Annotated in this window: 10 protein-coding genes; 6 read left to right on the top strand and 4 right to left on the bottom strand. The window is 68.2% G+C overall.

Going from position 1 to position 14,107, the window contains the following annotated elements; translation table 11 throughout:
* Nucleotides 1-19: 19 nt before the first annotated feature.
* Nucleotides 20-424 carry a cupin domain-containing protein gene (locus tag C1878_RS12185; protein ID WP_114601899.1) on the bottom strand — a complete coding sequence of 135 codons (405 nt, stop codon included), beginning with the start codon at nucleotides 422-424 and terminating at the stop codon, nucleotides 20-22.
* Between the two features lie 200 nt (nucleotides 425-624).
* Nucleotides 625-3,093: an excinuclease ABC subunit UvrA gene (locus tag C1878_RS12180; RefSeq protein WP_114601898.1), complete on the bottom strand. Its 2,469-nt coding sequence runs from the start codon at nucleotides 3,091-3,093 to the stop codon at nucleotides 625-627.
* A 236-nt stretch (nucleotides 3,094-3,329) separates the two neighbouring features.
* On the opposite strand from C1878_RS12180, the gene C1878_RS12175 reads away from it, so the two are divergent.
* The gene (locus C1878_RS12175; RefSeq protein ID WP_158539806.1) at nucleotides 3,330-5,210 is read left to right on the top strand and encodes a lectin like domain-containing protein; all 1,881 of its coding nucleotides are present in this window, start codon (nucleotides 3,330-3,332) and stop codon (nucleotides 5,208-5,210) included.
* 36 nt (nucleotides 5,211-5,246) lie between these two features.
* On the opposite strand, the gene nth is transcribed toward C1878_RS12175, so the two are convergent.
* Nucleotides 5,247-5,909 carry an endonuclease III gene (gene nth / locus C1878_RS12170; protein ID WP_114601896.1) on the bottom strand — a complete coding sequence of 221 codons (663 nt, stop codon included), beginning with the start codon at nucleotides 5,907-5,909 and terminating at the stop codon, nucleotides 5,247-5,249.
* A gap of 377 nt (nucleotides 5,910-6,286) precedes the next feature.
* On the opposite strand from nth, the gene mfd reads away from it, so the two are divergent.
* From mfd to C1878_RS12145, 5 genes are all read left to right on the top strand, one after another.
* The gene (gene mfd, locus C1878_RS12165; protein ID WP_114601895.1) at nucleotides 6,287-9,952 is read left to right on the top strand and encodes a transcription-repair coupling factor; all 3,666 of its coding nucleotides are present in this window, start codon (nucleotides 6,287-6,289) and stop codon (nucleotides 9,950-9,952) included.
* Nucleotides 9,949-11,115: a DMT family transporter gene (locus tag C1878_RS12160; RefSeq protein WP_241963727.1), complete on the top strand. Its 1,167-nt coding sequence runs from the start codon at nucleotides 9,949-9,951 to the stop codon at nucleotides 11,113-11,115. The genes mfd and C1878_RS12160 overlap by 4 nt, the downstream gene beginning before the upstream one ends.
* Complete coding sequence (locus tag C1878_RS12155; protein WP_114601893.1) at nucleotides 11,112-11,558, top strand: VOC family protein; 447 nt, start codon at nucleotides 11,112-11,114, stop codon at nucleotides 11,556-11,558. Before C1878_RS12160 ends, C1878_RS12155 begins: the two co-directional genes overlap by 4 nt.
* A 49-nt stretch (nucleotides 11,559-11,607) precedes the next feature.
* On the top strand, nucleotides 11,608-12,084 hold the full coding sequence (locus tag C1878_RS12150) for a GNAT family N-acetyltransferase (protein WP_114601892.1): 477 nt from the start codon (nucleotides 11,608-11,610) through the stop codon (nucleotides 12,082-12,084).
* Between the two features lie 858 nt (nucleotides 12,085-12,942).
* Nucleotides 12,943-13,497: a cysteine hydrolase family protein gene (locus tag C1878_RS12145; protein ID WP_114601891.1), complete on the top strand. Its 555-nt coding sequence runs from the start codon at nucleotides 12,943-12,945 to the stop codon at nucleotides 13,495-13,497.
* On the opposite strand, the gene C1878_RS12140 is transcribed toward C1878_RS12145, so the two are convergent.
* Nucleotides 13,494-14,009 (bottom strand): NUDIX hydrolase, encoded by a 516-nt coding sequence (locus C1878_RS12140; RefSeq protein ID WP_114601890.1) that lies wholly within the window; start codon nucleotides 14,007-14,009, stop codon nucleotides 13,494-13,496. The genes C1878_RS12145 and C1878_RS12140 overlap by 4 nt on opposite strands.
* Between the last annotated feature and the right edge of the window lie 98 nt (nucleotides 14,010-14,107).

Raw genomic sequence — 14,107 nt, 5'->3', positions numbered from 1 at the left:
CCCTCCCCGGCGGCGCGCGTCACAGCGCGGCGTACTCCTCGTCGCCCACGGGCTCGCACCACTCGTTCGTGCCGTTCACGGCGGGCACTTCCACGGCCAGGTGCGCGAACCAGCTGTCGGCGGCCGCGCCGTGCCAGTGCTTCACGTTGGCGGGGATGTTCACCACGTCGCCCTGCTCGAGCGCGCGGGCGGGCTTCCCCCATTCCTGGTACCAGCCGCGACCGCCCGTGACCAGCAGGATCTGCCCGCCGCCCTCGTCGGCGTGGTGGATGTGCCAGTTGTTGCGGCATCCCGGCTCGAACGTGACGTTGCCCACGCCCACCTGCTCGGTGGACAGCATGTTCAGGTAGCTCTGGCCGATGAAGTACTGGCCGTAGGGGTTCTTCTCGCCGCGCGGGAAGACGTCGTTCAGCTCGTTGTCCATGATGGGGCCTCCTTGGTTTTCGTCTTGCGGTTTGAGCGGGCATCGTATCGGCTTGCAATGCCCGTTGTTCGTTTTGCGCATCCCACCATATCGCTTAGAGCGCACTCCAAGTCAAGAGGCGAATACTCGCCGGTGCGATGTTTTCGCCGTCGTAAGGTCTTGCGTTGCGAGGTTTCCGCAAAGCGTGCGGCGTGTGTTCTCTATCGGGCCTCCAGCGCCGTGCGCAGGCAGTCGGCCGTGGCGCCTTCGCCGTGTTCCACGAGGTCGGCGGGCGTTCCCGCGAACATCACGCGCCCTCCCGCCTCGCCGCCTTCGGGGCCGAGGTCGATGATCCAGTCGCTCGCGCACACCACCTGCTGGTTGTGCTCCACCACCACGACGGTGTTGCCGCCGTCCACCAGGCGGTCCAGCAGCTCGAGGAAGTGCTCGACGTCCTGCGGGTGCAGGCCGCTCGTGGGCTCGTCCAGCAGGTAGAGCGTGCGCGTGCGCCCTCCGGCCAGCAGCTCCTTCGCCAGTTTGAGGCGCTGCGCCTCGCCGCCCGAGAGCGTGGTGAGCGACTGTCCCAGCTGCAGGTAGCCCAGCCCCACGTCCTGCAGGAGGCCGAGCGCGCGGGCGATCTTCGGACGGTCGGCGAACGCGGCCGCCGCCTCGCCCACCGAGAGCGCCAGCACGTCCACGATGGAGCGGCCGTCCAGCCGCATCGACAGCACGTCGTCGTGGAACCGCTGCCCATGGCAGGTGGGGCAGGGAACCTCGGTGTCCAGGAAGAACAGCAGGTTGTTCGCGACGGTGCCCATGCCCTCGCACGTCTCGCAGCGCCCGCCCGGCGTGTTGAACGAGAACGACGCGGCCGAAAGACCTAGGGCGCGCGCCTCTTCCGTGCGTGCGAACGCGCCGCGGATGTCGGACCACGCGTCGATGTACGTGGCCACGTTCGAGCGTTTCATGCGCGCGACGGGGCTTTGGCCCACGGCAGCGATGCGGTCGAACCGCTCGCAGCCGGCCACGGCGTTCTCGGGCCCTGCGGCGTCGCCGCGAGCCAGGACCTCGAACACGAGGGTGGACTTGCCCGAGCCCGACAGCCCCGTCACCGTGACGAGGCACCCGGTTGGGACGTCCGCGTCGAGATGGCGCAGGTTGAACCGCGTGGCGTTGCGGATGCGGACGGGCGGGGCGTCCGGCGTGCGGACCGCCCGCTTCAAGGCGGGCTTCCGCGCGAGGAAGCGTCCCGTGGCCGAGTCGGGCGCGGCGGCCAGATCGGCCAGCGACCCCTCGGCCACCACGCGGCCTCCGCAGGTGCCCGCGCCGGGACCCAGGTCCACCAGATGGTCGGCGGCGCGCATGACGTCCGGGTCGTGCTCGATGACGAGCACGCTGTTGCCCAGGTCGCGCAGGCGGCGCAGGATGTCCACGAGCCCAGCCGTGTCCCGCGGGTGCAGGCCCGCCGTGGGCTCGTCCAGGATGTAGACGACGCCGGAGAGCTCCGAGTCCAGGATGGCCGAGAGGCGCAGCCGCTGCAGCTCGCCGCCCGAGAGCGTGACTGTGGCGCGGTCGAGCGTCAGGTAGTCCAGCCCCACGGCGGCGATGCGCGTGAGCTTCGTGGACAAATCCAGCAGGTAGTCCTCCACGAGCGTCCGCCGCGTGCCGTCCAGCCGGGCGTCGAGGTTCCGCACCCAGGTCGAGAGCCCGCGCAGCGTGGCGCCGGACAGCTCCGGCAGCCGCGTACCCGCCACCGTGACGGCGCGGCTTCGCGCGCGCAGCCGTTCGCCGCCGCAGTCGGGGCAGGGGGCCTGGACGAGGTAGGGATGCACGTTCTTCGCATCCGCGCCGTGCTCGGCCACCCGCCGCATGAGCTGCGGGACCACGCCCTCGAAGCGTCCGTCGGCCACCTTCTTCGGGGGTTCGAAGTGCGGCAGCGCCCGTGCGAGGGCGTCGGCTTCCGCCCCTTCGTAGAGCAGGGCCTTCTGCACTTCGTCGAACGCGGCCACGGGCATGTTCGCGGGGTCGGGCAGGCCGAAGTGCCGGCACGCCGCGCGGAACACCCCTATCTGGTAGTCCCGGTATTTCGCCGCCCAGAAGGCCACGGCGCCGTCTTCGAGCGACCTGCTCTCGTCCACGGCGGCGGCGCGGTCCACTGAGAGCACGCGCCCAAGGCCCTCGCAGGCGGGGCAGGCGCCTTCCGGCGTGTTGAACGAGAAGTCGGTTCGCGTGATCTTGTCCAGGCGCTCCCCGCACGCGCTGCAGCACATATGCACGTGGAAGTCGTCGCCTACGCGCTCGCTCTCCTCGAAGCAGTCGGCTGCGCAGATGGTCGTCCCGCAGTGCGGGCAGGGGTATTCGCCCAGCTTCTCGTAGACCATGCGCAGGGCGGTGTACACGTCGGTGAGCGTGCCCACGGTGGAGCGCGGGTTCTTGTTCGCGTCGTTCTGCAGGATGGCGACGGCGGGGGAGGCGCCCTTCACGCGTTCGACGGCGGGCTTGCGGATGCCCTGCAGCGACATGGCCTCCAGGTAGAGCCGCTGGCATTCGTTGAACAGCACGTCCACGAGCAGGGTCGACTTGCCCGATCCCGAAACCCCCGTGAACACGACCAGCCGGTTCTTGGGGATGTGCAGCGTCACGTCGCGCAGGTTCCCCTCGCGCGCGCCGATGATGGAAAGGGTTTCCATGAGCGGGTCCTTTCGCCGAAGAAGGTTTTGGGAACCCTACACCTTACCACAGCTGCGGGTGAAGGTCGCCGGGGAAGCGCGTCGCGCGCTTCGCCATGCGGGCGATCGCGGTGCCCTCATGGCGACAGCTTGCCCCTTCCGTTCGTCCGGCTGAGAAGGCGCCGCGCGTTTTCCAAGGTGCCGCCTCTTGCTCGGAGGCGCTACACTACGAGCGATTCCGTCGACAGGGGGACGCCATGAGAACAGCCCGCATTAGTCAACTCCGTGCTGCGGCATGCGTGCTGACAGCTTTCGCATTGTTCGCAGTGTTTCCCTCGGCGCCCGCCTTCGCCGAACCCACTGCCGGCCTTTCGTCGAAGACCCCTCTGGGCGAGGTCGTTCAAAACGAGCGCGGGCCGGTGTTCAGCCTGTACGACACGTCGCTCTTGAACGCGGGATCGGGCGTTTCCCTGTACGCCGCGCTGCCGGAGAAGTTCGATCCGCGCGATGTGGGCGGCGCGAGCTTCGCCACGGGCGTGAAGAACCAGAGTCCATACGGCGATTGCTGGGCCTTCGGGGCGCTCTCATCGCTGGAGTCCGGCCTGATCGTCAGCGGCCATGCGGGCGACACCGACCTATCGGAGCGCCATCTCGTCTGGTATACGTACAACGGCGCGGACGACAGCGAGGATGCGAGCTTCTGGGCCGGTGCGGATACGTTCGTGTCGGACGACCCCTACAATGCCGGCGGAGGCCGATGGAAGTCGGGCCCGACGCTGATGCGCTGGTACGGCACGGTGGACGAGGCGAGCGCGCCGCTCAGCAGCGAGCCGGGGATGGGCGCGCCCGACCTCGACCTTCGCACGGAATCATTCCTGCACGTGCAGAACGTCGTCTACCTGCCCGAGCCGAACGAGTACGTTCGCAAGGAAGACGGCACGCTGGACTACCGCCACGATGCCGCCGCCGTCGAAGCCGTCAAGGCCTTCCTCATGGACAACGGCGCTTTGAGCGTCGGCTATTACGCCGACGAGGCGCAGGCCAACCCCTTGAAAGGGTCGTCTGACTACTGGAACCCCGATGCGAGCGCCTATTGCTACACCGGAAGGGACGAGGATGCGGCCGTGCTCGCGAACCACGAGGTTTCCATCGTCGGCTGGGACGATACGTTCTCCAAGGAAAGATTCTCCACGCAGCCCGCAGACGACGGCGCATGGATCGTCAAGAACAGCTGGGGAACGGGCTTTGGAGACGAGGGGTACTTCTACCTCTCCTACTACGACACGTCGTTCAGCCAGCCGACGTTCTACGAGGCCGAGGATGCCGACTACCGCGGAGCCGAGACCGATCACGTGTACGACGGCATATACCAGTACGACGGCGCGGGCTTCGGGGATGCCATGTACAGCAGCAAAACGCGGATGTGGTTCGCCAACGTGTTCGCAGCGCGCGATTACGAGACGGTTCGAGCGGTGAGCGCCATCGTCGATGCGGCGGGCAGTCAGGTGGACATCGCGGTGTACAAGAACCCCTCCGGCGCGTCGCCCACCGGCGAGCTCGATCCGCGTAGCGGCGAGCAGGTGTGGAGCATGTCGGAAACCCTCGAGTACGCGGGCCAGCTCACGTTCGATCTCGGCGAGGATGCGTTCGAGATCGCCCCGGGCGACACGTTCAGCGTGGTGTCCACGATCCGCTTTCCGAACGGGAGGTTCCAGGTGTCGGCCGAGATCGAGGACGAGAGCATCGGGGGTGCCGATCTGACGTGCGAGCCCGGGCAGAGCTTATGCGCCGACGACGAGACGGGCGGCGAGGATTTCTGGTACGATCCGGCCTCGGGCGCCATGAACGGCGAAGGCTTGCGCATGGGCAACGCCGTCCTGAAGGCGTACACGACCGCAAGGTCGGCTCCGGTCGACCCTGCTCCCGTTCCCGACCCTGTTCCCGACCCGGCCCCCATCGACCCCCAGCCGCTTCCCGATGCCGATGCGTCGCAGGCGAGCGCCCCGCAAGCGAAGCGCGTCGCGCTCGCGCCGACCGGCGATTCCGCCGCTCTGCCGCTTGCCGCGACAGGTGCGCTCGCGGTGGTCGCGACGGCGGGCCTTGCCGTGGGGACGAGGCGCTTGAGGCGTTCTCGATAGAAGCCCGCGCCTCGAGTGCCGGGACGCCGGAGGCCCCTACGCCCTGCCGCAGCTGGGGCAGAGGTCGCCGAGGAAGCAGGTTCCGCACTTCGGCTTGCGCGCGATGCACGTCTCGCGGCCGAACAGCACCCACTGGTGGTTGATGGGCCCCCAATATTCGCGCGGGTACAGCTTGAGCAGCGCGTCCTCCGTCTTGGCCGGCGTGTCGGCGGACGGGCCGGCGAACTTCAGCCGGTGGGCGATGCGGAACACGTGCGTGTCCACGGCGATTCCCTCCACGATGTGATAAGCCTCGTTCAGCACGACGTTCGCCGTCTTGCGGCCCACGCCGGGCAGCTTCTGAAGCTCGTTTATGTCGCGCGGGATCTCGCCGCCGTACTCGCTCACCACGAGGCGGGCGCATTTGACGACGTTGGCGGCCTTCGTGTGGTAGAAGCCGATGGTGCGGATGATGTCCTCCACGTCGCGCACGTCGGCAGCCGCCAGGTCGGCCGGCGTGGGGTAGCGTTCCCACAGCGCGGGCGTCACCTTGTTCACGCCCTTGTCGGTGGTCTGCGCGCTCAGCAGCACGGCGATGGTCAGGCGGAACGGGTCGCCGCCGTAAACGAGCGCGCACTCGGCTGCGGGGTAGTGCTCGTTCATGCGCTCGGCCACACGAAGCGCGCGCTCGCGCTTGGCCTTCATCGTCTCTCGTGCCATGGGCGCTCCTTATCCCGACAGGTACTTTCCGTCCCGTCCAGTATAGACAATGCGCCCGCAGGATTCACGGCGCGATCCTCGGTTTCCCGCACGCCGCCTTCGCGCAAAGGCTCATGCAAAGGAAAGGCCGCGGTTCATGCAAGCCGCGGCCCCTTCCGCCGAAACGGAAGGAACGCATGCGGCCGCGCTCGACCGCTTCCGCTTCCGCGCCTGTGGTTTCTCCTTCACGGGGCGTCATCGCGCGTCGTGCGAGGTGCGCTCGGGTGGTAGAATCGGCAGCGCCGTTCGCGCCCTTGCGCGGGCGGCGAGCAGAAACCTTGCATGAAGCCGCCAATCGCGGCTTTTCGTGCTGTTCGCATACGGAAGAGGACACCGCCATGCTCATAGACTCGCTCACCTTCACGCTGGAGAAATCGGGCTGCCTCGACGCGTTCTGGGGCAAGCTCGACGCAGGCGAGGACGGCACGCTGGGGGTGGCGTCCTCGGCACGACCTTTCCTGGTGGCCGCGAGGTTCGCGCACAAGCCCCAGACGACGCTCGTGGTGGTGGCGGGCGAGGACGCGGCGCTGGCGTTTTCCCGGCAGGTGGCGGCGTATTTGGGCGACGAGCGCGTCATGCGCTTCCCCGAGCGCTCCGACTATCCCTTCGCCCCGAAAGCGAGCGATCCGGCGCAGGTGGCGCGACGCATGGAGGCCGTGCATGCGCTGGCGTCGGGGCGCGAGGTCGTGGTGGTGGCCAGCGCCCGCGCGCTCGTGCGCACGCTGCCCCCGGCGGGGTCGAACGTGTTTCTGCCCCTGGTGTTCGAGGCGGGACGCGAGCTCGCGGACATGGAGGGCGCCCCGGCGGCCGGCGTGGCCGAGTTCGGCGACGTGGCGCGCGCTCTCGAGGAGCGGGGCTACCAGAACACCGGCGAGCTGGACGGACCCGGCACGTTCGCCGTGCGCGGCGGCACCGTCGACGTGTTCCCCGGCAACCTGGTGTATCCCGTGCGCCTTGACTTCTTCGGCGACGAGCTGGACGAGATCCGCCGCATCGTGCCCACCACGGGGCAGACCATCCAAGCGCTGCCCCGCGCGGAGGCGTACCCCGTCGTGGAGTTCGCGGCCACGAAGAGCGCCCTCGCCCGCGCGCGCCAGAAGCTCGAGCGCCCCGCCGCGACGAACGCCGCCCTGCGCGACGTGCTGGAGAAGCTGGACGGCGGCCTGCGCTTCGACGGCTCGGACGTGCTTTTGCCCTATCTGTACAACACCACGTCCACGCTCGGCGACTACGTGCGCCCCGGCGCGCTCACCGCGCTCGTGGAGCCGCGCTCGCTGTTCGACGACATGGCGCACGCGCACGACGACGTCGCAGGGCGGGCGAAGGGCTCGGGCCTCGCGCTCCAAGGCCTGTACGCCGAGCCGGGCGGCGTGAGCTTCGGCGAAGGTCAGCGCGCCACCTACGTGTCCATCATGCGCGTGGGCGGGCACATCGACGACGAGCTGCCCGTGAAGCGCGTGGAGGTGGCGGGCCATCCCGACAAGCTGTACGGGCGTTTGCGAACGCTCGTGGACGGCGACTACACGGTGGTGTTCAGCGCGCCGAATTTCCGCGCCCGCCAGGACATGAAGCTGGCGTTCGTGGACCAAGGGCTGCCCATCCAGGAGTCGCTGGATGTCGAAAATGTCCCAATTGGGGACAGTCCCCAATTGGGACATTATTCTGAGGGGAGGCCGCAGGCCGCCTCCCCTTGTCATCCTGAGCGGAGGCCGCAGGCCGGAGTCGAAGGATCCCGTGTGGCGTCAGCCGATGACGCTCCCGGCCTGCCGGCCCGCGCGGGATCCTTCGACTCCGCTCCCTCCGGTCGCTCCGCTCAGGATGACAAGCCCTTCGCCAAGCGCCGCTTGCGGCGGGGCGTGGTGAACGTGGTGGACGTGGACGTGCCGCTTGGCATGATCATCCCGAAGGCGAAGCTGGCGCTGGTGAGCGTGTCGGACACGCAGGGGGCCTCTACGGCGCGTCCGAGCCGCCATGTGGACATCACGGAGATCACGTTTCCCTACCAGCCGGGCGACTACGTGGTGCACGCGGCCCACGGCGTGGCGCATTTCAAGGAGCTCGTGCGGCGCGACGTGGACGGCACGGCGCGCGACTACCTGCTGCTGGAGTACGCCGAGGGCGACAAGCTGTACGTGCCGGTGGAGCAGCTCGACCGCGTGACGCGCTACGTGGGGCCCGAGGGCGCGAGCCCGCGCCTCACGCGCCTGAACACGGCCGACTGGTCGCGCGCCATGAAGAAGGCCCGCGCGGCCACGAAAAAGCTCGCGTTCGACCTCGTGGACGTGTACACGCGCCGCGCCACGGTGCAGGGCTACCGCTTCGGGCCCGACACGGCGGCCCAGCGCGAGATGGAGGAGGCGTTCCCCTACCAGGAGACGCCCGACCAGCTGGCGGCCATCGCCGACGTGAAGGCAGACATGCAATCGGCCAAGCCCATGGACCGGCTCGTGTGCGGCGACGTGGGCTTCGGCAAGACCGAGGTGGCCATCCGCGCCGCCTTCAAGGCCACGCAGGACTCCAAGCAGGTCATGGTGCTGTGCCCCACCACCATCCTGGCGCAGCAGCACTTCACGAACTTCAAGGAGCGCTGCGAGCCGTTTGACGTGCGCGTGGAGGTGCTCTCGCGCTTCCGCACGCCCGCCCAGCAAGCCGAGGCGCTCAAAGGTTTCCAGGAAGGCGACGTGAACATCCTCGTGGGCACGCACCGGCTGCTGTCGCGCGACGTGAACCCGCACGATCTGGGCCTTGTGGTCATCGACGAGGAGCAGCGTTTCGGCGTGGGCCACAAGGAGCAGCTGAAGAACCTGCGCGAATCCATCGACGTGCTCACGCTGTCGGCCACGCCCATCCCGCGCACCATGCAGATGTCGCTGTCGGGCGTGCGCGACATGAGCCTCATCCTCACGCCGCCCGACGAGCGCCGCCCTGTGGAGGTGCACGTGGGCGAGTGGGACCCCGACCTGGTGAGCGCCGCCATCCGGCGCGAGCTCGCGCGCGGCGGGCAGGTGTACTACGTGTCCAACCGCGTGCGCACCATGGAGGAGGCCGTGCGGCGCGTGACGGCGGCCGCCGGCGAGGCGCGCGTGGGCGTGGCGCACGGCCAGATGTCGAAAGAGGAGCTCGAGCGCGTGATGGAGGACTTCTCCGCCGGCGAGCTGGACGTGCTGGTGGCCACCACCATCATCGAAAGCGGCATCGACAACCCGCACACGAACACGCTCATCATCGAGGACTCGCAGCGCTACGGCCTGGCGCAGATGTACCAGCTGAAGGGGCGCGTGGGCCGTTCGTCCACACAGGCCTACGCCTACTTCATGTTCCCCGAGCACGTGAGCCTGACCGAGGAGGCGCAGGCGCGCCTCACCGCGCTCGACGAGCACACCGACCTGGGCAGCGGCATGCGCATCGCCATGCGCGATCTGGAGATTCGCGGCGCAGGCAGCCTCATGGGCGCCGAGCAGTCGGGCAACATGTCGGCCGTGGGCTTCGACCTGTTCGCACAGATGCTGTCGCAAGCCGTCGCCGCCACGCGCGAGGGCGACCTCAAGGCCATGGACACGCTGCCGCCCGCGCTCTCGGACATCACGGTGAACGTTCCGGGGCACACCTACCTGCCCGAGGACTACGTGCCCGACGCCGACGAGCGCGTGCTGTGGTACCGCAAGATCGCGTCGGCCGCGACGGAGCAGGCCGTCGAGGACGTGGCCGCCGACCTGGCGGACAAACGCCCCGACATGCCGCAGGCCGCGAAGAACCTGTTGGAGCGCGCCCGCATCAAGGCGTTCGCGAACGAGCGCCACATCAAGACCGTGTCGGTGACGGGCGGCCGCTTGGTGGTGGAGCCCGTCGACGTGTCGCGCGACAAGATGACGGGCCTGCGCCGCGCGGGCGGTCGCTACCTGGCCGACAAGCGCAAGCTGCAGCTGCCGCTGCGCCACTTCAAGCTGGACGAGGGCGACAACCTGCTGGGCCCCGTGTTCGCGTTCCTGAAGGAGCTGGCGTGAGCGCTTTTCGTCCTGGGCAATCGAGGGTCCGGCGGACTGTCGAGCCTCCAGCACCGCAGAGCGGAGCGCAAGGGGCCGCCGCGTCGGCGGCGGGAGAGCCGAAGGATCCCGCACGGCGTCAGCCGGAGGCGGCGTCGCCCGGCGCGGGCGTGCAGGCCGGCGCGCGCTTCTTCCGGCAGCGGTTCTGGCGGGGGATCGCGTGCGCGCTCGCAGGTGCGGGGCTGTGGGGGTTCTCGGGGGCGTGCGCGCAGTTCCTGCTGTCGAACTACGATATCACGCCTCCGTTCGTCACGGCCGTGCGCATGCTGGGCGCGGGCCTGCTGTTCCTCGTCGTGCTCGCGGCGCGGCAGCGCGAGAGGCTCGCGGCCATGCTGCGCGACCGGCGCACGGCGGGGCGTCTCGTGGTGTTCGGCGCGGTGGGCCTGTACCTGTGCCAGATCACCTACGCCGTCGTCATCGACTACACGAACGCGGGAACGGCCACGGTGCTGCAGTGCACGGGCATCGCGTTCGTCATGTTGTTCGCCTGCGTCATCGGTCGCACGCTGCCGCGGGCGAAGGAGCTCGTCGGGCTGGCGGCGGCCATGTTCGCCACATGGCTCATCGCCACGCAGGGCGATCCGTCGGCGCTGTCGCTGCCGTTGCCGGGCCTGGTGTGGGGCATCGCGAACGGGCTGTCGGTGGCGTTCTACATCATGTATCCCAAGAAGCTCTTCGCCCAGTGGGGCAGCTTCGCGGTCACGGGCGTCGGCATGTTCGTAGGCGGCGTGGCGGCCTTGCTCGTGTGGCTGGCGAGCGGGCTTGCGGGCGGCGCCTCGCTCGCGCTGCCGACGCTCGACGCGGCGGGCTTCGTCGTGCTCGGTCTCATCATCGCAGTGGGCACGTTCGCCGCGTTCGCGTTGTACCTGCACGGCGTGTCGATCGTGGGCTCGGTGAAGGGCAGCCTGCTGGGCGCCATCGAGCCGGTGAGCGCCACGCTGTTCAGCGCGCTGTGGCTGGGGACGGCGTTCTCGGGCGCCGACTGGGCGGGCTTCGTGCTCATGATAGCCATGATATTCCTGGTTACGGGCGAGAAGTCGCCGCAAGAGGAAAGCGGTGCCGCCGCGATGGACGTCGGCGCGGTTTCAACGAATACGCAAGACGGACGAGGAGGGGCAGTATGATCAAGTACGTGCACACGAACGTTATCGCACGCGACCCGCAGCGGCTGGTCGCCTTTTACAAGAAGGCGCTCGGCTGCAAGAGCATCGGGGAGGAGCGCGACCTGCGCGGGGAGTGGCTCGACCGCATGACGGGCATTCCCGGAGCGCACCTCGCGGGCGAGCACCTGCTGCTGCCCGGTTACGACGCCGACCATCCCACGCTCGAGGTGTTCTCCTACGACGAGATGGAGGCGGCAGGCGACCCGCGGGCGAACCGCTGCGGCTTCGGGCACCTGGCGTTCGAGGTGGACGACGTGGAGGCCACCCTCACGCTCGTGAAGAGCGAAGGCGGCGGGCAGCTGGGAGAGGTCGTGCGCGCGGAGTACGAGGACGGCCGACGCGCCGTGTTCGTGTACGCGACCGATTGCGAAGGAAACGTCGTCGAGCTTCAGAGCTGGGAATAGGGGCGCGGCGACCGACGGCGAAGGACGTTCGAGGGAAGGCGGATAGGCAATGGAGACGACGTTCAGGCGCGCGGAGCGCGGCGACGAGACGCTCATCTTGGAGTTCATCGAAGGGCTTGCGGAGTACGAGCATATGGCCGACGAGGTCACGGCGACCGAGGCGCTTTTGGAGGAGTGGATCTTCGACAAGGGCAAGGCCGAGGTGCTGTTCGTTCTGGCCGACGGCAAGGAAGCGGGGTTCGCCCTGTTCTTCCACAACTTCTCGACGTTTTTGGGCAAGGCGGGCCTCTATTTGGAAGATCTGTTCGTGAAGCCGGAGTTTCGCGGGCGCGGCCTGGGCAAGGCGCTGCTGAAGGAGCTGGGGCTCATCGCCAACGAGCGCGGGTGCGGCAGGCTGGAATGGTCGTGCCTCGACTGGAACCAGCCGAGCATTGACTTCTACCTGGCCATGGGCGCCGAGCCTATGGAAGACTGGACCGTGTACCGCATGGCGGGCGAGAGCCTGCGCGAGCTGCCGCGGCGATAGGAGGAGCCTGCGCGCGGGGCTCCAAGCCAAGGCGGGCCCGACTGTCGCCGGCCCCGCCCGCTTCCTTGCGCGTGAAAGGGCCCTTGCTCGGCTTGGGTCGCCGTTCTCGGCTCCTTTCAACGCATTGGGGCTAATCGCATCTTAAGGAGCTTGACTTGCGGACGTCGAAAGCGGTGTTGCGTTTGCGCCAGTTCGGCGGCGCATCCCTGTTTTTTGGCATAAAAACCGAGTTCAGGGAATGATTTCGGTTGCTGCAGGCTTTGCTCGCCGGGTTTTGAAGGCATAACCCCGGGTCGTGGTTTTTCTTCGGTTGGATCGATTCCCTCAACTCGGAATTCGTGCCACAATTCCGCCTGTCCGCTGTTAAGCCAGAATCGGCATAGCCCAGGTCGGTCCGTCCCGCGAAAACCTCGCCGGCGGCTCGGAAGCCCCCCTCGGCCATCGGCCAGGCCCCTATCTCGCCTGATCGCAAGCCGTCCGATTGGGAAGGCGGCGTGCGGCGGTGCATGTCGATTCTGGATTGACGGCGGATCGTCTGTCCGCGCTCTGCCGGCGTTGGCTTGTTCCTCGTATTGTCCGGCGGCGATCCGATGGGGTGGCCTCAACCGAACTTGCGCCCGGGCCGGCATGACCGCGAGTCGTTGTATCGCCCGCGCTCGGTCGGGAGGGGCGTGCGGGCCGACTCCCGCTCGATCGGTCGGCCTCGCGGGTTCGCTTGGACGCTTTGTGTTCGCAGCCGTCGACGCGCGGATGGAAAGGGCTTGCGGGTATACTGAGCTATCGCGAAAGCTCGCGGCCGCCAGGATTGACGCTTGCGTCGGATCGACGGCCGCCCGGACGCAAGGAGAAGGTGCGAACATGGGTTTCGACGCGCTGATCGTCATCGACATGCAGACCGCGCTGGTCGGTCGGCATCCCTGCAACGAGGTCGAAACGGTCGCTTCCGTCGGGAGGCTCGTGCGCGCCGCCCGAGCGGCCGGCGTGCCCGTTCTGTATGTGCGCCACGACGGCGGGGCCGGCGACGAGCTGGAGGCGGGGACGGACGGCTGGCAGATCTGCGCCGAGCTTGCTCCCCTCGAGGGCGAGCGCGTGTTCGAAAAGCGCTTCAACAGCGCGTTTCGCCAGACGGAGCTGCACGACCATCTGCGGCGCATCGGGGCGCGCTCGCTGGTCATGTGCGGCATGCAGACTGAGTTCTGCTTCGACGTGTCGGTGAAGGTGGCCTTCGAGCTGGGCTACGAGGCGATGGTGCCGAAGGGCGCCGTGACGACGTTCGACTCCGCGTTTGCGAAAGGCGGCGATCTGACGGCGTATTTCGAGGATTGCATCTGGAACGGCCGTTACGCTCGCGTGCTTCCCCTCGACGAGGTGCTGGCAGGATTGGAGCGCGGGCCGCGTTTGGCGAGGGGCTAGGGTCTGAGCCCTTGCAGCGCGCGCAGCACGCGCAGGTCGCGATCGACCCAGAAACGGTATCCTTCCTCGAGCACGAGCTCGTTGCGGCGCGCCGCTTCGTCGAGGGACACCGTCGCCACGTCGATGCCGTGGGCCGCCTCGCGGTCGTCCAAGCGCTGGCCGGCCTCTTTGCGGGCCTCGCAGAGGAAAAAGCGGTTCATCTGGTGCAAGTTGACTTCCCCGAACCTCTCGTGCTGCCGTACGACCTCGACCGTGCAGAGCTTCTTGATCGACTTCTCGACCACGCGGTAGCCGGTTTCCTCCAGCACCTCGCGCACGAGCGCCTCGACATCGCCCTCGCCGGGGTTCTTGCGTCCGCCGGGAAAGCCGAACTCGCCGTACTGCGGCGTGGTGATCATCGTGAGCAGTCCGCCGGCATCGACGATGACGGCGCGGGAGGCGTCCTGGTAGCGGTCGGCGAACCTGTCGTCCGCCGCGCCGATGACGATGTCTGGTACGAGCGCTTGGGCCATGGCCTTCTCCCGGTTCGCTTTCCGCCGCTTCCCTTTCTCTGTTCCAATGAGACGAGTTTACCATGTGCGCCCGCCGCGGCGGGCGTTTGGATATACTG

The organism is Gordonibacter sp. 28C (assembly GCF_003339845.1).
Taxonomy (GTDB): domain Bacteria; phylum Actinomycetota; class Coriobacteriia; order Coriobacteriales; family Eggerthellaceae; genus Gordonibacter.
This window is presented reverse-complemented; position numbering and strand designations above follow the sequence as displayed.

Bases quoted from the DNA above. Each gene is read 5' to 3' on its own strand.
- C1878_RS12185 (WP_114601899.1), bottom strand. From the start codon at position 424: ATGGACAACGAGCTGAACGACGTCTTCCCGCGCGGCGAGAAGAACCCC.
- C1878_RS12180 (WP_114601898.1), bottom strand. From the start codon at position 3,093: ATGGAAACCCTTTCCATCATCGGCGCGCGCGAGGGGAACCTGCGCGAC.
- C1878_RS12175 (WP_158539806.1), top strand. From the start codon at position 3,330: ATGAGAACAGCCCGCATTAGTCAACTCCGTGCTGCGGCATGCGTGCTG.
- nth (WP_114601896.1), bottom strand. From the start codon at position 5,909: ATGGCACGAGAGACGATGAAGGCCAAGCGCGAGCGCGCGCTTCGTGTG.
- mfd (WP_114601895.1), top strand. From the start codon at position 6,287: ATGCTCATAGACTCGCTCACCTTCACGCTGGAGAAATCGGGCTGCCTC.
- C1878_RS12155 (WP_114601893.1), top strand. From the start codon at position 11,112: ATGATCAAGTACGTGCACACGAACGTTATCGCACGCGACCCGCAGCGG.
- C1878_RS12150 (WP_114601892.1), top strand. From the start codon at position 11,608: ATGGAGACGACGTTCAGGCGCGCGGAGCGCGGCGACGAGACGCTCATC.
- C1878_RS12145 (WP_114601891.1), top strand. From the start codon at position 12,943: ATGGGTTTCGACGCGCTGATCGTCATCGACATGCAGACCGCGCTGGTC.
- C1878_RS12140 (WP_114601890.1), bottom strand. From the start codon at position 14,009: ATGGCCCAAGCGCTCGTACCAGACATCGTCATCGGCGCGGCGGACGAC.